Here is an 18,090-nt window from a genome sequence, read left to right on the forward strand (position 1 = left end):
GCCTCTACTGCACGACGTACTTGGTAAGCAGTACATCGTCGATATCGCGTATCACCTCAGTTTTAGCAAACGCCATCATCACAGTGTTTTTTACTTCGTCCTGTAGCGATGCAAGGGCTTGTTCGCCATGAAGGTCTTCATAAGTTTTTTGGCTGAACAAGTTGAGCATGGCATTGCGGACAATGGGCATGTAGTCATTGATGTTCTGCAGTCGATCTGGGCGGCGAGTCTCTACCGCTAGCTCGATCATTACAAAGTGAGTTTGCTTCTTGCCTCTGACACTCAGTACTACCTTGTCCAATGATTGAAAGCTTGGGCCTTGGCTACTTTGGTTGTCTTGGGTCAAAAACGACAGTGGAGTGTCTTCAATCATGCTGCGGTCATCGCCCGCTTGCTTTAAATACCAGGCTGCACCAAACACAGTAGCAGCAGAGACCAAGGCACTGGTCACTATCATGGCGATGAACATGGCGAAGAGTTGCGGTTTAGTCATAATTTATTTCCTATGAGGTACTTAGTGCATAGCACTAGGCTTGCGTACTGAGCCAGTGTTCAGCAGTGGTAAAGGTGGATTGAAATGAAGAGTCATCATCAAAGCGACGAGAGGCGAGAACCGTCGACTCTTCCTCCTGACTATGCTGCGGTGATTCGTGTTGGCCTTCTCCAGTACCGACCTGAACGTCAACATGCATAAAGTTCTGATTTTGCAGTTCAAATCGAAGACGTTCTGAGACCTGCATTAATGCCTCGCGTGTAGCAGCGGCATTGGCATTGATTTGCACACTTAAGCGATCGCCTTCAACACGAACCATAAGATCCAATTTGCCAAGATCAGGCGGATCTAATCTGATCCGAGCCTCTTGCAAGTTTTGTTGAGCTTGTAGAGTGACTCGGTCGTTGAGCACCTGCAGCATTTGCTCCCCCCATTTACCTGCTTGAGTGTCCACTCGAACCGGTGCCCATTCTGTTGTGGAAGGTGTGGTAGATACTGGCGCAGGAGTAGTCTGGTGACCTTGAGTTTGTTGGGCTGGCACTACCTGGCTACTTAAGTTTGTTAGTGAGTTAGCTATCTCTGCATTAATGGGGCGAGAGACGGCGTTGTCTGGCGCTGCTTGTGTCACCAGCAGAGCCGGGTTGACCGAGTTACGTGTTGAGCTTTCTTTACCTATCGCTATTGATGGGTGAGCGACATGTGCCTCAACTTGAGGTGCCGCGGAATGGCGTGTATTGGCGTTGACCACAAACTGACTAAGTAGCTCGGAAGCTTGTTGCTGCAGTGAGGTTGCAGGTGTTTGGCTTGTTGCAACGGCAGAACCTTGAGGCAACTCTGGCTCGGTAATCAGTGTCGCAAGTGTAGCGTGCACAGCATTTTCGTCAGCATTATCTGCCCCGTTGGTTAACAAAGGGTCATCAACCACGGATTGATCGTGTTGTTTTGGCGCTTTAACGAGCTGGCCAAAAGGGACAGCAGCGTCCTTAGGTGATGAGGTACTTGCTGCATTAATGCTCTGGTTTGATGAACCATCACTAACACGCGCCGAACTGTCACCACTTTGAATATTGGTCATGGTTAGCATGGGGTTACTCCAATGTCATCGCAAGTTGATAAGCCACTGTTCGCTCTTTTTCCTCGCTCACACTGTGGAGGCGTTTTTTGAGTTCACTGGTTGCAACGGACAACGCTTCGTATGCCGCTAAATGAGTCTGTCTAGCGTGGCGAATTTCGGGTGCTAACCTAGGGTCCTTTAAGTAAGGTCTATGGGTGTCCAAAAGCTCACGAAGCTGTACGTCGTAGCGTTTTAGTGCGTGCCAATCTTCCGTTTTTGTCGCGATTTCAATAAGTTTACTGAGGTGTCGGAATCGCTCAGGGGACACCTTATGCTTGATTGCCAAAATTCAACCATCCTTCTCTGATATTGCCCATCACACGCTCTACACTGGCGAGTTTTTCCACGTCATTGTGAATACTGGCTTGATAGAGTTCGATTTGGCAGAAGTCATAAAGTTGGTGCAAGTTCTCGGCGATTTCGCCACCATTTTCATCATCAAGTGCGCTATCTAGGCCGACAAGAATGTTCATACACTTGCTGATACCATCACCCTTTTCGGCTAAGCGCCCTGCGCCTATATGACCGCGCACACGTTCAATTTCATTAAGTAAACCGTCGATCAGCATCACCACTAGTTGATGTGGGTTTGCGGCTGCTGCTTGGGCATCTAAATCGACCTGCTGATATGAGTCGTAGCCTGAATCCATTAGCATAATTTTGTACTCCTAGCCCTAACCAAACATGCTCATGGTTTGGTTCATTTGTGTCATTAAGGTGTTCATTTGAGTGAATTGTTTGAGGTAGCGGCTGTACGCCATGTCGTACTTGCGCTCTAACGTTGCTTGTTTGTCGTCAATGCGCGAAATGTTCTGTTGTAAGGAGTCTTTACGGGTTTTGAAAAGACCGGTGGTCGACTTTAAAAATGGGTCAACCATGGTGTCGATGGAATCCAGAAGATTACCGTCGCCGTTAAACATGGCTTCTAGCGCGGCACTGTTATTTTTCTGCGCCTCTTCGAACTTGGTAGCATCCAGTGTCATCTTGCCGCTGCGATCAATCTCAATACCTACTTCACTTAGGCGCATTCCGTTGTATTCACCACGAATAATGCTGGTGAGTTGGCTTTCAATAGAGCGAAGTGTTGGGTCACTCGCTAACACGCCACGTGCTTTATCTTCCCCGCCGATACCGGTGTATTCGTCCATGGTAGACATCAGAGTGTTGTAAGCGTCAATGAAGGCGTTAACTTGTTCTTTTGTTGCTTCATCATCGGCACCAATGGTCAGCGTTAGCGGTTGCTCTCCCGAGACCTGCGCCTTGCTAACCGTTAGGTCAACACCATCAATAACGCCAGTAAAGGTATTGCTACTGTTGGTCAGTTTTAGGCCGCTACCTTCAGCACCTAACCAAATGACGGCATCTTGTGGTGTACTGATGTCGCTGGTGTTAGTAAAGGCATCTTCAAACCATGTTGCCCCAGTGCCTGAAGCTGACACGTTTACGCTATTGGCAACACCCGTTTCAGTACTTGATAACATAAAGTGCGTCTGACCATTGGAACGAACCAGAGTGGCATTGACGCCTGGGTTATCAGGGTCATTATTAATAGCGGAAACCAGATCGGCCATGGTTGCTTTGCCATCGCCGTCGGTATCAACTGTTGATAGATCGAGTGATAGGGTTTTACCGTCAACTGTTAAATCAAGCGTGCCTGTTGTTGGAATCTCAGTGTTGGCATCTAGGTCGGCTGGCATACCCGTTGAGAGTTGGTGTGCGGTGGCAACTTGTTCCACAAACACTTGATAGCTGCCCGCCATGGCACTGGCATTGGCCGTCGCAGAAAGGAAACCCTCTTGTGAAACCGTTGCTGTATTCTTAATGATGTTCGAGCTGCTGCTGTTCATGTTGGTTACGGCAGTGCGGAACTCACGCAATGCCGATTCCACTTTACCTAGCGCAGTAATTTGAGCCTGATACTTATCCGCTTGCATTTGGTAGCGCTGCTGAAATGGCTGCACATCATAAGTGGCAAGGTTGGTCGCCATAGTGATTGGGTCAAACGAACTCATTGGAGTGCTCCTTAGTTTTGCTGCTCGCCGTGCAATAGGGATGGACAGCACAGTATTCTTAGTGGGTTAAATCAAGATATATGCCATGATTTAAAACATTAAAATTCAATTGGTTAGGCTAATTTTGTCTCGTGGGCGGAAGCGGGGTTTCCATTGTGCTAGTTCCGCTTTTCCACCAGTAAACTGCCTATTACTCAGAGGGTTAAGGCGACTTGATGGTGAGAGGTATTAATCGTTGGTGATAAGATAAGTGGCAATATGAGATCTGGGTTCAGAGTTGGTTCTGTTCTCATCTCTTCACATCCCATCAAGCACGACCTAGTAATGAAAAAACCTCCCGAAGGAGGCTAAAAGGACGGATGAATAGTTAACGAAGGAAAATTCATCATATCCAAAAATAACCGATGCGGTTGGCTGGTAGCGATCACCGCACCAATTATTAAGGATGCTTGCTTTATTAGCGAAGTAGTGACATCGCCATACCAGGTAGCTGGTTAGTTTGCGATAGAACTGTTGTACCCGCTTGCATTAGCATTTGGTTCTTCGTCATGTTTGAAGACTCAACAGCGAAGTCAGCGTCAGTGATACGACCTTTCGCAGCCGATGTGTTCTCAACCATGTTGCCAAGGTTAACGATGGTGTGCTCTAGACGGTTGATGTTCGCACCAAAGCTTGAACGTGTAGTACCGATATCAGCAAGAAGACCTGCGTCACCTGTTGCACCTGTTAGAGTAGTAAGTGCAGTCTGAGCACCAGCCTCTGTCGAGATATCACCCAGAGCAAAGCCACCAGCTGCACCGATTGCTGTGTTTAGCGCTGTGATGTCTGTAGATACGTCAACTGCTAGTTTCTCACCAGCATTAGTACCGATTTGTAGGTTAACTGCACCCGCCGCAAAACCTGTAGTGTTAAACAGCTTCTGGCCACCGAAGTTAGTTGAATCCATGATGTTCACTAGCTCTTCGTTAAGCTGTTGGAATTCTTTGTTCAGTGCAGTTTTGTCAGCAGTAGAAGCAGAACCGTTTGATGCCTGAGTTGCTAGGTCATTCATGCGGTAAACGATGTTTGTCATCTCGTCCATCGCACCTTCAGCAGTTTGCATCATTGAGATACCGTCTTGTGCATTACGCATCGCAACGTTCATACCGCGAGTTTGAGATTCTAAACGAGTAGAGATTTGAAGACCTGCTGCATCATCTGCTGCAGAGTTAATGCGGTAACCTGTGCTCAAACGCTCCATTGCTGTGTTTAGCAGACCGTTTGTGTTGTTCAGTGTGTTTTGTGTAACTAGCGAAGCGTAGTTAGTGTGCATCGATAAAGCCATTGTCATTCTCCTTGAATCTATATCAATGTGGGACATTCGCCCCGCTCACTAACAAGAGGCGGTCGGTTAATTTCTAGGATTAATTAGAAAATGAAAAAAACTTGGAAATTACTGATTTTGGGTGGGAAAGTGTGAGGTTTATTCCGAAAAATAGCGATTTTGTTAGGGAGGTTGGCCTCTCTTTTTATCTAGAAAGAGTGAAAGGAGAGGCGCCGATGTGGTTTAAATAAGCGCTTGGTTAGTACTCATCATTACCGGCATCACCGAATGACTTAAATGACATTGAGGTCGGAATATCACTAAAGTAGCCAAAGTAATGACTAGCCCCAAGGCGCTTAAATTGGGTGAGTTCATCTTGATTACTGATTCGTCCTGCGACCCAAGCTAACTTATGATTACGACAGAATTTCACCAAAGGTAATAACCGTGTTCGGTCTTGTTTGTTTTCTAACGTTGCTGCTACTTTGAGCGCATCGGGCTCGAAGGGCAGTAACTGTTCGAACATACCTTGGCTCGGGTCAACGTCGAACCATAATGCGAAAGCTTGCTCTTTGAGGGTTTCGGTTAATCCATGGACCCGCTCATGCAAAGGGGTGGTCTCACCCAGTTGCAGTGAAGGGATAATATGGTAGAACGCGCCTGCGTGGTATCGAATCACTTGTTTGAGAAAGTGCTCACCTGGTTCCCACAGCAGGGCATCACTACTAATAGGCACGACGACATTACTAGTGAGATCTGGGTGAAAGGTCTCTATTTGGAACTTGGTTTGGCGCAAGGCGAGATACAAACTGTACAAATCGAGACAAAAGCGCATCGTTTCAGAAAGGTCAAACTGGTAGACGCTTTGCTCACTTTGGCTACCGAATCGCAGCGTCAAATGCTGAAACTCGACTTCCCCGTTTTTGGTGTCGCGAATGGCCTGACAGGCATGGCGAATGTCATTTTGTTCAAAAGCGTCAAAAATAATCTGGTCGTCTTCCGTAACGACATGCTGCTCCACTAGCTGATGTAGGTAGCGATACAGCGCTTGGTTTGAAGTTAGGTTATCCAAGGTTTCCTACCACGTTTATCTGTTTGTTTTCTGGGATTTCGTTATAAGACAGTACCGCCAATCCTTGCGAGAAGGTGCGGGCATATCGAGCGATCAAAGGTCTTAGCTGGGGCATGACCAATAAGATAGGTGCCAGCCCTTGTTGTTTAAGCTGCTGTTTTATCAGCGGTAAGTTTTGCTGGAATTGACTTAGGATATTTGGCTCAATTGGGAAGCTATCTAACATGACGCTGCCATTGGCTTGAGCTTGTTGTAGTGACGTCATCAACATCTGTTCGAGCTCATCAGAAAGCGCGTACACGCTTAGTTCTTTACGTTGTCCAGCCACAAGATTAACTAAGGTGCGGCGCAGTGCACAACGCACGTCGGCAGCAATAAGAATAGGATCCTTAGTATTTTCTGCTGATTCCAGCATGGTATTAGCAATGGTGCGAATGTCCTTAAGAGGGACCTGATCGAGCAGTAGTTGCCTGTACACCTTTAACTGTTGTGCTGGGTTTAAAGCTGCACCGAGCGCTTCGGAGAGTTTAGGCGCTTGTTGGGTTAAGCGCAGATTCATTGCATCCACGTCATCGTGAGTAAACAACTCCGCGAGATGCGACTTCATCACCTTACTAATGTGTGTGGCGATAACGGTGCCATCATCGACGACTTGATAGCCCATATTAAGTGCTTTGGCTTTGTCTTTATGTTCGATCCAAACCGCCGGCAAATGATAAGCAGGGTCACTGCCTAAGATACCATCCACTTCGCCATAAGTTTCACCAACAGCGATAGCCATCAGACGATCGGGTTCGATAAAGCCTTCTTCGATGATTTCACCGTTAAGCGATAAGGTGTACTGGTTAGGTTTAAGACTCAGGTTGTCTCGAATACTCACCTCTGGAACTAAGAAGCCCACTTGTTCGGAAAGATTTTTACGTACCCCTCGAATACGCTGTGTCAGCGGCGCACCTTGCTCTTTATTCACTAGGTGAACCAATCGATAACCCAAGGCTAGCGATAAGCTGTGTACATGTGGGATATCATCCCAAGATAGCGGTTGCTCATTGTCTGCTTGCATGGCAGCAGAAATCGCTTCAACTTCATCAAGCTGCGGATCGCTAACAGGGGCTTTGGATTGACGCCAGCCTGCAAACGCCAATACACCAGAAAACGTGAAGAAGGCGAGATGTGGCATACCTGGCACTAGGCCAATAATCAGCATAATGGCGGCAACCGTGTATAAGGTTGCTGGCGTCGCCAATAACTGCTTATGCATGGTATCGGTCATATCGTTATCGCTGTCATTGATGCGAGTAACAATGATGGCCGCTGCTGTTGCCAGTAACAGTGATGGAATCTGTGCCACCAAGCCATCACCGATGGTTAGTAGTGCATAAGTCTTGAATGCTTCAGAAGCGGGTAAGCCGTGTTCAAACACACCGATACTGATACCGCCGATAATGTTGATAAACAGAATCATTAAGCCTGCGATAGCATCGCCACGCACAAACTTAGAGGCACCATCCATCGAGCCATGGAAATCAGCTTCGTTGGCGACTTCTTTACGTCTTTGTCTTGCCGCTTCTTGGTCAATCAGTCCTGCATTTAAGTCTGCATCGATCGCCATCTGTTTGCCTGGTAACGCATCAAGGGTAAATCGAGCCGAAACTTCAGAAATACGTTCACCACCTTTGGTGATCACCACAAAGTTAATGATCATCAAGATGATGAAGACCACCATACCTACGACGTAGTTACCACCAATCACGACTTCACCGAAGGCTTGGATAACTTTACCAGCCGCGTCTCCACCATTATGACCTTCGAGTAGAACAATACGAGTCGAGGCCACGTTCAAGGTGAGTCGCATTAGGGTTGCGATAAGCAAAATGGTTGGGAAGATGGAAAAGTCGAGCGGTCTTTTGGCGGTGGTACTGACCAGTAACACCAAAATAGCCAGAACAATATTGAACGTGAACAACGCATCGAGTAGCAAAGGCGGCAATGGTAAAATTACCATCGCCAAAATCATCAGCAACACAATAGGGATGCCAATATAGCCTTTTCCTGAGCGTCTAAATTGTTTAAGACGATTCAACATGAGAGTTCCTTTGTTACTTGTTCTAGTTATCCGTTAGTGTTGCAAATGTTTAGGTATTGAGAACACGGGAAGTGGTAGCGGTTTGTCTCCCGAGCCTTGGCGAAACGCCTTTAATTGCATCACGTAAGTTAAAATATGTGCCACGGCGATGTAGAGCTGGCTTGGGATCGCTTGCTCTATGGCGGTGGTGTAGTAGATAGAGCGCGTTAATGGCGGCGAGTGTAATATTTCCACCTGATTTTCGCGGGCAATACGTTGAATGTGCATCGCTGTTTCATCGATACCTTTTGCCACCACAAATGGCGCATCTGATAAAGAGGTGTCGTATTTTAGAGCCACGGCGTAGTGCGTTGGGTTGGTGATCACTACATCAGCCTTGGGGACGGCTTTGTCGATTTTTCGGCGTGCAAACTGCTGTTGAATCTGACGAATACGCTGTTTTACTTCCGGACGCCCTTCGTTATTTTTGTACTCTTCTTTCAGCTCTTGCTTGGTCATTTTGAGCTGCTTGAGGTGCTCCCAACGTTGGTAAGGAATATCAATCACGCCAAAGATAAGCAGAGCCACGCCCATCAGTAACAAACCTTCAAATAAAATCGTCATCACCATAGTGATGCCCTGCGATAGGGTGAGCTTTTGCATGCCAAGTAGCTGAGAAAAGTTGCTATCCAAATAGGTATACAGCAAGGCAAAAATCACCGTGACCTTGAGCGAGGACTTCAGCAATTCAACCAATGAACGTGTTGAAAACATACGTCCAACACCGGAAATGGGGTTGAGCTTACTCAACTTGGGTTGGATATTCGCTGGGCGAAACATCCAACCGCCAAGTATCATGCTACTGCCGATAGCGGCAATGACGATAACCATAAACATGGGTAGTAGTAATTCGATGATGATGCCAAGGCTTTGACCCAGTTGCTCAATCATTTGTTTAGGGTTTTCTAAGTCCTGACGTGTTAGTGCCATATTGAAACGAAATACACCAGAAATATGCTCCCAAATACGACCGATTTGGCTATAAAAATAGATGGCAACAATTAGAAACAGCACTGCAGTAGTGAACTCTTTGGCACGAGGAATTTGACCTTCCTGCCTCGCCTTTTTGATCTTCTGGGGCGAGGCCTTTTCGGTTTTATCTTGGCTGGACTGCTCGCTCATGCGCCCCCCACCATAAACAGGTTAAGTTGACTCAATGTTTCGTGTACCAGCGCGGTATAGCGGCTAGGAATGCCACTAACGGTCAGCAAGATACTAAACAAACCAAGCAACATGGTCATTGGGAAGCCAAGGGCGTAAACGTTTAGGCTGGGTGCCGCTCGGTTCATGACACCAAAACTGATGTTCGCCAATAGCATTGAGACGATTGCTGGCAACGCCAAAGCTAAGGCTGAAGCAAACATCCAACCAAACAAAGAAACGATATTGTCTAAAGAGGCGATGGTGATGCCAGAGCCGACCGGCCATACCACAAAGCTCTGCACCAAAATATCAATGACCAGAAGATGCCCTTCGAGTGCAAGGAATAATAGCGTACACAGCAGCAAGAAAATTCGTCCCAAAATGGCAACGGAGAGTCCATTGACCGGGTCGTTCATGATCGCCATACCAAGCCCCATTTGTAGCGAGACGATTTGCCCTAGCATGGTGAAAATGGTGAAAAAAAGGTGCAGTATGAGTCCGAAAAAAAGTCCCCACATAGCCTGTTCAAAGGCCAAAAACAAAGAGGTCATCGACAGCAAATCAACGGCAGGCATTGCAGGCATAAGCGGTGCCGTGATCACCACAATCGATAAGGCAAGTAGGGCTCTGACCCATACTGGAATTAACGCATCACCGAAAAATGGCATGGCCAGAAAGGCAGCCCCAATCCTGAAAAAGGGCCACCATAACTGACCTAACCATTGAGATATTTCGGCGAACGTAATTTGCATTAACCAATCATCCCTGGAATGTTATGGAACAAGAAGTCGAACAGCTCCATGATTTTGCGTAGCATCCAATGCCCGGCAAAAATGACCATCAACAGGGTGGCCAATAATTTGGGTAAAAAGCTGAGTGTTTGTTCTTGGATTTGAGTTGCAGCTTGAAAAACCGCGATAACCAAACCCACAAGCAGTCCTGGCACTACCAGTACCATCACGATGCTGATGATGAGCCAGACGGCGTTTGAAAACAGAGTAACGGTCAGTTCTGGAGTCATGATTCACGCTCTCATCCACTGCCAAAGCTGGCGGATAGGGTTCCGACTGTCATCGCCCAACCATCAACCAAAACGAATACCACCAATTTGAATGGTAATGAGACAATCAATGGCGAAAGCATCATCATACCCATTGCCATCAAGACACTTGCGACTACCAAATCTATGATTAAAAAAGGAATAAACAACATGAAGCCGATCTGAAACGCGGTTTTTAGCTCACTGATCACAAAGGCCGGAAGAACAATAGCAAAGGAAATATCCTCCACCTTTGAATCCACTGGTTCGTTGGCAATGCGCAGCATTTGTTCGAGTGAATTACGTTGAGTTTGTGCGAGCATAAAATTGCGTACCGGCTTTTCTGCTGTAGCAAAAGCTTGCATCAAAGTGATTTCGCCTTGGTCATAAGGAACGAAAGCGTGCTCATACACATCGCTCCAAACGGGCCGCATGATGAGGATGCTCAGACTGAGTGCAATACCGATTAATACTCGGTTGGGGGGACTTTGTTGTAAGCCCAAAGCCTGACGCAAAATCGCTAACACGACAATGATGCGAGTGAAGCTGGTGGCCATCAAAATGAACGCAGGTAAAAAGCTCAAAGCTGTCATCAAGAGCAAGATTTGCAGCTTTACGCTGTATTCTTGTTCTGATTGACCATCGTTAACGGTTAGAAAAGTCAGCCCGTTATCCGCTAAAGCGGGATGAGCAAACAAACCGAGCATGACGATGACCAGGCCTATGAGGAGCAGGCGTAGGTTCGAAGGATAAGCGATACCAGCTAAACGCAGTTTCACGAGCTACTTACCCATAGAAGTGAGCGCAGAATCAACGACATCAATCAGTCTCAGGCCGTACTTTTCGTTGACGACGACGACTTCGGCATGCCCCATTAGAGAACCATTAACCTTCACATCCAACGGTTCGCCATTTAGCTTATCAAGTTCGATAATACTGCCTTCACCGGCAGACATCAGATCGCCTAGTGCAACCTCTTTGCTGGCGACTTCAAGCGTCACGGTGACGGGAATATTTTTGAAGAAGCTAAGATCTCGCTCAGATTGAACTGGAGCGGCCATAGGGGCGTCGGTATCAAAGTCCTCAAGTTGAAAGTCATCGAAGCGCAGTTCGTCACCGTCGAAGACACTTTGTTCTGGCGAATCGCTCATCGGTTGGTTTCCTTATCATCATTTAAAATTAAAACGAGTTGTCCTTCTTGTTCTGCCACGCGCCCTGTGAATAGGGTCTCTTTACCAATGTTCACTGGAGCGTTATTGAGCAGTTCAATAGGGAGAATGTCGTCGGCTTTGAGTTTGAGTACTTGTGTTAAAGGCAACACGGTCTTACTCAATTGAACATTCAATCGGACTGGGGTTTTATGCAAGGCATGATTGAAGTCACTTGCCATATGTGGATTGGGTGTTAATTCCAGTTCGTCGATTAGCGTCTGAATCAGGGCACTGTCTAGTGTGATGGCTAATAGAGCTTGTTGGTTACGCACATGAATGGATAGCGTGGCAGTAATGCCAATACCCGGAATAACCTCAAATTCATGTTGTTTCCATGCGGTTTCTGGCGCTATCCATTGCGAGGTGCACTTGGCAATGCGCTGTAATAGTCGCAAGTCGCTATTGGTGAGCTCCCCACCGCTGCGTTCCATGCTAGTGCTATAAAATTGGTCAGATAAGCGCATTAGCATGGTGGACTCCATCGACACATAGAGCATGCCGTCGTCGCTATGTTTGAGCACTGAAACACTGGTGACATCTACGTTGGTTTGCGGTAGTTCCGTAAGCGAAACATGGTCCAATTCGACTAACACTTGTTGTGTTTTCAACCAAGCTTGTAGTTCAAGGCTTAGCTGTTGGCATGAGTTAATCAATAGCTCTTCGAGCTTATTGCGAATGATATGAATGGGTTTACCTAATAATTCCACATTAAGAGTTTGAACCTGTTCAGGCATCTCTGTTTTTTGCATATCCATATCTTTACCAAACGTAATCTGAGTGGGGTTTCATTTGTAATTATGTGTTGCTATTTAATAACAAAGCGTCATTTTTCGTCAGTCTACTCTGGTTTTTTTATTTATTTTTAGCCCTCTAATGTAAATTTGTGAACTTGGTTCATATGTTTGTTTTCGCTATATAAAGCATCTTTAAATATAAAATAAATACAGGTAGCTTAATTAAATAATAATTATATTTCATGGGCAAAATAGCGACTAAATAATGCGCACAGCCCTTATATAGCAACAATCAGAGTGAGTATTTTATCTAAATTTATGTTTTATAACGCCTATCAAGGAATTTTATAAAACGTCTCTCTCATATGAAAGTAGGCTTCTATGTATTATGTGAAAGAGATATAGATGGACAGCAATATGATCTATGGCTTAGTTAAAAAATATTATTTCTCATTATGTCGAGATTTTTCTCGGTCAAGAGAATGTAAAATACAAATTCACACTTTCGCTGTTAATAAGATGTACCCATTGGTGTTATTAATGGGGATGTTTTTTGGGATTAAGATCTCACACGCAGCGGAAGTAAATATTCCGATGGATTTGGTTAATTGGCAATTTGTAGAGGGAGAATTTGAGTGCCAGCTTGTTCAGACCTTGCCAAATAATAGGGGGAAGTTTTATTTCCACGCGGAACCTAATAACCAACTGTCGGCAGTTCTGCATTTACCTAACAATAACATCAAACAAGCACAGCTATTTCAGTTGTCAGCACCATGGCATACCCCAGTGCAACACACCATGATCGATGATGCTGCAAAAACAACGCGTGGCTACGCCATCTTTGATGTGGATATTGATGTTTTATTAGCAGCCACCACTCGTGGGGCTTGGATCAGAGTGAGCTCTGTGCAAGCTGCCAATCAAGTAGGTGATGCCTTTGTTTTACCTTCCACTCGAATTGAATCGGCGTACTTTAGCTTCAATCAGTGCCGTTCCAAATTACCTGAAATGAGCTACAGCCAAGCGAGAGATGTGGTGCTGAAGTTTGATTTTGGCCAACGAGTGGTCACCAGTGAACAGCGTCAAACACTGCAATCATTAGCCAGCTATATCAAAGCAGATGGCCACATATCAAAAGTGCTGGTGGATGGACACACGGATAATGTCGGTTCGTCATTGAGCAACCTACAGGTGTCACGAGTACGCGCCGATGACGTCGCCAGTGTACTCACTGAGTTAGGAACGCCAGCCAAACTGATCGAAGTACGAGCCCATGGTGCCCGTTACCCAGTGAGCAGCAATGAGACTGAGTTTGGTCAAGCTAAGAACCGCCGAGTTACGGTTCGAGTGGTTCGTCATCCCTCCAACAACACAGCGTCTTCAACGGATCTGAAGACGGAGGTTCAGTAAATGAAAAAGGATATTCTCTACGTTGAGCCTTGTGAGCAAAACGCTCAACCTATTATCGACCTATTAACGGAGCAGGGCTTTAGCGTAAATCATGTTCGAACTGGTCGTTCGGCACTGTTAGCCACTTCAAGCTCCATCAGTTTAGTCAGCTCCAATCTGCCCGATATGAGTATTCGTGAGTGGATTGCCTGTCATCAGCGAAAAGCTAACCCTGGTGTGGCCATTGCCATCGTCGAACAAGACCAAGGTATATTAGCCGCAGAAGCGATGAAGGCGGGGGCGACAGATTACTTGCTGCGTCCATTTGAAGCAGCGCAACTGGTTAACTTGATTCGTCGCGTTGAAGCGCTAGAGAAGCCAATGGCCAATATTGTGGCGGAATCTTGGCGAAGCAAACAAGTTTTGCAATTGGCGCACCGTGCGGCGTGCACCAGTGCTAGTGTGTTGATTACTGGGGAATCGGGTACCGGCAAAGAAGTACTCGCTCGTTACGTCCACGATCAATCGCCTCGCGCACAGCAGCCTTTTGTAGCCGTTAACTGTGCCGCTATTCCTGAATCCATGCTAGAAGCCGTACTGTTTGGTCATGTGAAAGGAGCATTTACCGGCGCAACGGGTTCACAAACCGGTAAGTTTGAAGAAGCTAACGGTGGCACAATCTTGCTAGACGAAATTGGCGAAATGTCACCAGCCGTTCAAGCTAAGTTACTGCGAGTACTTCAGGAGAGAGAAGTGGAGCGCGTGGGTAGCCATAAGTCGATTGCTTTAGATATTCGAGTGATTGCGGCCACTAATAAAGATCTTCGCGAAGAGGTTCAAAAAGGGACGTTTAGAGAAGACTTGTATTACCGCTTAGACGTATTGCCGCTGCATTGGCCGCCACTTCGTGATCGTAAAGATGACATCCTACCTATTAGCCAATTCTTTATTAATAAATACAAAGAGCAAGCCAATTGCTACTTATCTGAAGATGCGCAGCAAGCGCTTAGTCAATACCACTGGCCCGGCAATATTCGTGAATTAGAGAATGTGATCCAACGTGCGCTCGTCATGCGCCACGGCGACTATATTACGGCTCACGACTTGATGTTGCCGATTGAGATCCCTGCTTTTAATCCTGTGGTGTCCAATGAAAACCTAATGGGACACGTGGAAGTCAAAAAGCAGGCAGAATTCCAATTTATCTTAGAAAAACTACGTCAATTTGGCGGAAACCGAACTAAAACGGCGGACGCTCTAGGGGTTTCTACGCGAGCACTGCGCTACAAATTAGCTGCGATGCGAGAGCAAGGAATCGATCTACAGTCAGCCATTGGCTCGGCTGCGTAAAGGAGAAATTTGATGGCGATGCAACCTATAAATAACGCGTTATCCGCAGAGCAATTAATGCTGACAAAAATGCAGGTAATGCAGCAGCACGTGCAGCCTGATTTTGTGGTGTCCAATAACCCAATCGATGTGAACAAGGTTAATGAACCGATGGCATTTTCTGGTGCAATGAAAAATGTGCTTGATATGGTGAACCAACATCAATCTACGGCATCACAGAAAATCACAGCAGTAGAGACTGGGGAGAGTGATGATCTTGTTGGAGCCATGATTGCTAGCCAGAAAGCGAGCTTATCGTTTTCTGCCCTAATGCAAGTTCGCAACAAGGTAGTTGCGTCCTTTGAAGATATTATGAAGATGCCGGTGTAGAACATGTCAGAATTAGCACCTCAAACTGTGGCGGCAGCGGGACCAATCGATGTTGCCCCCAAAACAGCAAGCTCATCGAATATGAACGATATCAACGCCAAGGTGAAGCAGCTGTGGTCAAGTTCGCAGCGTAACTTGGTATTGTCAGCAGTACTGGCTGCTATTGTTGCAGCCATTATTGTGGTGGCGCTGTGGAGTTCTTCGCAAAGTTATCGTCCGCTATACAGCCAACAAGAACGTTTTGATATTGGTGAAATTGTCTCGGTATTAGAGTCCGAAGGTATTGCCTATCGACTGCAAGAGCAGAACGGCCAAGTGTTAGTCGCAGAAGGTCAAGTGGCTAAAATCCGTATGTTATTGGCGGCGAAGGGCGTTAAAGCTCAACTGCCAACCGGATTGGACTCACTTAAAGAAGACAGTTCTTTGGGAACGAGCCAGTTCATGGAAAATGCCCGTTACCGTCATGGACTCGAAGGTGAACTAGTACGCACCATCATTTCTCTTAATGCTATCTCTAATGCCCGTGTTCACTTAGCCATTCCAAGACAGACATTGTTTGTTCGCCAACAAGGTGAAGAGCCGTCGGCGTCGGTGATGATTGAGCTTAAGCCGGGTGAAGATCTGAAACCTGACCAAGTCGAAGCCATCATCAACTTGGTGGTGGGTAGTGTAACGGGAATGAAGCCAGAGTTTGTTTCGGTTATTGACCAATATGGCCGTCTGTTGAGCGCTGATGTTGGCTCGGCAGAAGCAGGTAAGGTCAATGCGAAATATCTGGAATATCAAAAGAACGTTGAAAAGCAGATCATTCAACGGGCGGCAGATATGCTTACGCCGATTGTAGGTCCGAGTAACTATCGTGTTCAGGTTGCGGCGGATATGGACTTCAGTCGAGTGGAAGAAACGCAAGAAATCCTCGACACCAATCCGGTGGTGCGAAACGAGCACAGTATTCAGAACAATACCATTGATAAAATAGCACTTGGTATTCCGGGCTCTCTGAGTAATCAACCGCCAGTTACAGGGGAAGTGCCAACCAATGATAGTCAAAATACTAATGCACGCAGTGAGCTAAATCGTCAGTACGCGGTAGGCAGCAGCGTGCGCCGTACTCAATATCAGCAAGGTCAAATTGCTAAGCTAAGTGTCTCTGTACTGCTTAATGAAAGTGCGGCACCAAATGGTACGGCATGGACACCAGCCGAACGCGCACAAATATCAACGATGATCACCGATGCTGTAGGTATCTCCGCCGATCGTGGAGACAGCTTGAGCCTAATGAGCTTTAACTTCACCCCAATTGAAATCGAAGCGCCACCGGCTATGCCGTGGTGGCAAGACCCGACAGTGCAACAGCCTCTGCGTTATGTCATTGGCGGTATGCTCGGAATGGCGATGATCTTCTTTGTACTTCGCCCATTGATTATGCACCTCACAGGAGCGGACAAGCGTGGTAACGAACTTGAATTCGCTGAGCCTCAAGAAGAGGAATACCAAGAGAATATTCAGACTCGCGAAGAGCGCGAACGTGAAGAGATGCTCAATCGTCGATTGTCTGAGAAAGGCATAGAATCCACCTCTTCAGGTCTTGATGCTAGCAGTGACATGCTGCCCCCTCCAGGGTCGCCGTTGGAAATTCAACTTAAACATCTACAGCTTATTGCCAATGAAGAGCCTGAGCGCGTAGCGGAAGTACTTAAACAATGGGTAAATGTGAATGAAAACAGCACAGTCAACGCCAGCAACGCTTAGTCATGTTGAGAAAACCGCTCTTGTGCTCTTAGGTATGGGAGAGGACGCCGCTGCTCAGGTGCTGCGTCATTTCTCTCGCGATGAAACACAGCGTGTCACCCGAGCGATGGCACGCCTAAGTGGCATCAAAAGTGATAATGCCAAAGGGGTGATTCAACACTTCTTCGAAGACTTTAGACAGCACAGTGGTATTCGTGGTGCCTCAAAAGAATACCTGTCGAACACATTGCGTAAAGCTCTGGGGAATGATTTAGCTAAGGGATTACTTAATAACCTGTATGGTGATGAAATTCGCAATAACATGCAGCGATTGCAATGGGTTGATGCGGAGATCTTGTCGAGATTTGTAGCGAAAGAGCACCCACAGATGCAGGCTATATTCTTAGCGTATTTACCTCCAGAGACCTCATCGGCGGTACTGAGTTACCTTCCTGCAGATTATCATGATGAGCTGCTGTATCGCATTGCTCGCTTACAAGATATTGACCATCAAGTGGCAGCGGATCTTAACGAATTAATAGAACGCTGTATTGAGCAGGTCTCAGTAAGTCAAAGTGCACCTATGTCTGGCGTTAAACAAGTGGCTGACATCATCAACCGTTTCTCGGGTGACCGAGCAATGTTGATGGAAATGCTCAAACTGCATGATGAAGACGTCGTCAGTGAAATTGAAGAGAACATGTTCGACTTTATGGTGCTAGGTAGGCAGCGTGAAGACACCATGGATACGTTGGTCCAGCAAGTACCAATTGAGCTTTGGGCGGTGGCGTTAAAAGGGGCGGAAATTACCTTGCAGCAAGCGATCAAACGTTCGATGCCACAGCGTATGGTTAAAGCACTGGAAGACGATATGCAATTGCGCGGCGCAGTGCCTGTTAGTGCGGTTGAGCGTGCTCGCAATGACATTATGCAGATCATCAAAGAGCTATCGGAAGCAGGCGAGATCGAGTTGTCGCTATACCAAGAGCAGACGGTGGAGTAAGC

General features: G+C 46.6%; 19 protein-coding genes. 5 read left to right on the forward strand and 14 right to left on the reverse strand.

Features of this window, described 5'->3' with window-relative positions:
* Window positions 1-4 precede the first annotated feature (4 nt).
* The 14 genes from VME0621_RS24160 to VME0621_RS24225 all read right to left on the reverse strand — a co-directional run bounded on the left by VME0621_RS24160 (window position 5) and on the right by VME0621_RS24225 (window position 12,267).
* On the reverse strand, window positions 5-493 hold the full coding sequence (locus VME0621_RS24160; protein WP_006072139.1) for a flagellar basal body-associated FliL family protein: 489 nt from the start codon (window positions 491-493) through the stop codon (window positions 5-7).
* Between the two features lie 34 nt (window positions 494-527).
* Complete coding sequence (locus VME0621_RS24165; RefSeq protein ID WP_062462603.1) at window positions 528-1,577, reverse strand: flagellar hook-length control protein FliK; 1,050 nt, start codon at window positions 1,575-1,577, stop codon at window positions 528-530.
* Between the two features lie 4 nt (window positions 1,578-1,581).
* Window positions 1,582-1,893 carry a hypothetical protein gene (locus tag VME0621_RS24170; RefSeq protein ID WP_006072143.1) on the reverse strand — a complete coding sequence of 104 codons (312 nt, stop codon included), beginning with the start codon at window positions 1,891-1,893 and terminating at the stop codon, window positions 1,582-1,584.
* Window positions 1,877-2,263: a flagellar export chaperone FliS gene (gene fliS / locus VME0621_RS24175; protein ID WP_006072145.1), complete on the reverse strand. Its 387-nt coding sequence runs from the start codon at window positions 2,261-2,263 to the stop codon at window positions 1,877-1,879. Before fliS ends, VME0621_RS24170 begins: the two co-directional genes overlap by 17 nt.
* A gap of 18 nt (window positions 2,264-2,281) precedes the next feature.
* The gene (fliD, locus tag VME0621_RS24180) at window positions 2,282-3,619 is read right to left on the reverse strand and encodes a flagellar filament capping protein FliD (RefSeq protein WP_038228700.1); all 1,338 of its coding nucleotides are present in this window, start codon (window positions 3,617-3,619) and stop codon (window positions 2,282-2,284) included.
* 457 nt (window positions 3,620-4,076) lie between these two features.
* Window positions 4,077-4,943, reverse strand: a complete 867-nt coding sequence (gene lafA, locus VME0621_RS24185) for a lateral flagellin LafA (protein WP_062462601.1) — start codon at window positions 4,941-4,943, stop codon at window positions 4,077-4,079.
* A 238-nt stretch (window positions 4,944-5,181) separates the two neighbouring features.
* Complete coding sequence (locus VME0621_RS24190) at window positions 5,182-5,994, reverse strand: EAL domain-containing protein (RefSeq protein WP_062462597.1); 813 nt, start codon at window positions 5,992-5,994, stop codon at window positions 5,182-5,184.
* Complete coding sequence (gene flhA, locus VME0621_RS24195) at window positions 5,987-8,080, reverse strand: flagellar biosynthesis protein FlhA (protein WP_006072152.1); 2,094 nt, start codon at window positions 8,078-8,080, stop codon at window positions 5,987-5,989. Before flhA ends, VME0621_RS24190 begins: the two co-directional genes overlap by 8 nt.
* A 33-nt stretch (window positions 8,081-8,113) precedes the next feature.
* Complete coding sequence (gene flhB, locus VME0621_RS24200; protein WP_031493095.1) at window positions 8,114-9,241, reverse strand: flagellar biosynthesis protein FlhB; 1,128 nt, start codon at window positions 9,239-9,241, stop codon at window positions 8,114-8,116.
* The gene (gene fliR / locus VME0621_RS24205; RefSeq protein ID WP_006072156.1) at window positions 9,238-10,014 is read right to left on the reverse strand and encodes a flagellar biosynthetic protein FliR; all 777 of its coding nucleotides are present in this window, start codon (window positions 10,012-10,014) and stop codon (window positions 9,238-9,240) included. Before fliR ends, flhB begins: the two co-directional genes overlap by 4 nt.
* Entirely contained in the window at window positions 10,014-10,283 is a 270-nt protein-coding gene (gene fliQ / locus VME0621_RS24210; protein WP_006072158.1) for a flagellar biosynthesis protein FliQ, read from the reverse strand. Before fliQ ends, fliR begins: the two co-directional genes overlap by 1 nt.
* An 11-nt stretch (window positions 10,284-10,294) precedes the next feature.
* On the reverse strand, window positions 10,295-11,008 hold the full coding sequence (gene fliP, locus VME0621_RS24215; RefSeq protein WP_050798619.1) for a flagellar type III secretion system pore protein FliP: 714 nt from the start codon (window positions 11,006-11,008) through the stop codon (window positions 10,295-10,297).
* 75 nt (window positions 11,009-11,083) lie between these two features.
* Complete coding sequence (fliN, locus tag VME0621_RS24220; protein ID WP_038228711.1) at window positions 11,084-11,452, reverse strand: flagellar motor switch protein FliN; 369 nt, start codon at window positions 11,450-11,452, stop codon at window positions 11,084-11,086.
* The gene (locus tag VME0621_RS24225; protein WP_038228713.1) at window positions 11,449-12,267 is read right to left on the reverse strand and encodes a FliM/FliN family flagellar motor switch protein; all 819 of its coding nucleotides are present in this window, start codon (window positions 12,265-12,267) and stop codon (window positions 11,449-11,451) included. Before VME0621_RS24225 ends, fliN begins: the two co-directional genes overlap by 4 nt.
* A 519-nt stretch (window positions 12,268-12,786) precedes the next feature.
* Here VME0621_RS24225 and VME0621_RS24230 point away from each other — a divergent pair.
* Genes VME0621_RS24230 through VME0621_RS24250 form a run of 5 tightly spaced genes read left to right on the forward strand, consistent with a single transcriptional unit; the run spans window position 12,787 to window position 18,088 of the window.
* Window positions 12,787-13,656, forward strand: coding sequence for a MotY family protein (locus VME0621_RS24230; protein ID WP_157769586.1), 870 nt, complete (start codon window positions 12,787-12,789; stop codon window positions 13,654-13,656).
* On the forward strand, window positions 13,657-14,985 hold the full coding sequence (locus VME0621_RS24235) for a sigma-54 dependent transcriptional regulator (protein WP_062462594.1): 1,329 nt from the start codon (window positions 13,657-13,659) through the stop codon (window positions 14,983-14,985). It begins immediately after the preceding gene.
* Window positions 14,986-14,997: 12 nt separating this feature from the next.
* Entirely contained in the window at window positions 14,998-15,354 is a 357-nt protein-coding gene (fliE, locus tag VME0621_RS24240) for a flagellar hook-basal body complex protein FliE (RefSeq protein WP_006072170.1), read from the forward strand.
* A gap of 3 nt (window positions 15,355-15,357) precedes the next feature.
* On the forward strand, window positions 15,358-17,106 hold the full coding sequence (gene fliF / locus VME0621_RS24245; protein ID WP_062462589.1) for a flagellar basal-body MS-ring/collar protein FliF: 1,749 nt from the start codon (window positions 15,358-15,360) through the stop codon (window positions 17,104-17,106).
* A complete protein-coding gene (locus VME0621_RS24250) occupies window positions 17,072-18,088 on the forward strand; it encodes a flagellar motor switch protein FliG (RefSeq protein WP_006072174.1) in 1,017 nt (338 codons plus the stop codon). Before fliF ends, VME0621_RS24250 begins: the two co-directional genes overlap by 35 nt.
* The last annotated feature ends 2 nt before the right edge of the window (window positions 18,089-18,090 follow it).

The sequence above is a fragment of the Vibrio mediterranei genome (assembly GCF_900088415.1).
GTDB lineage: Bacteria > Pseudomonadota > Gammaproteobacteria > Enterobacterales > Vibrionaceae > Vibrio > Vibrio mediterranei.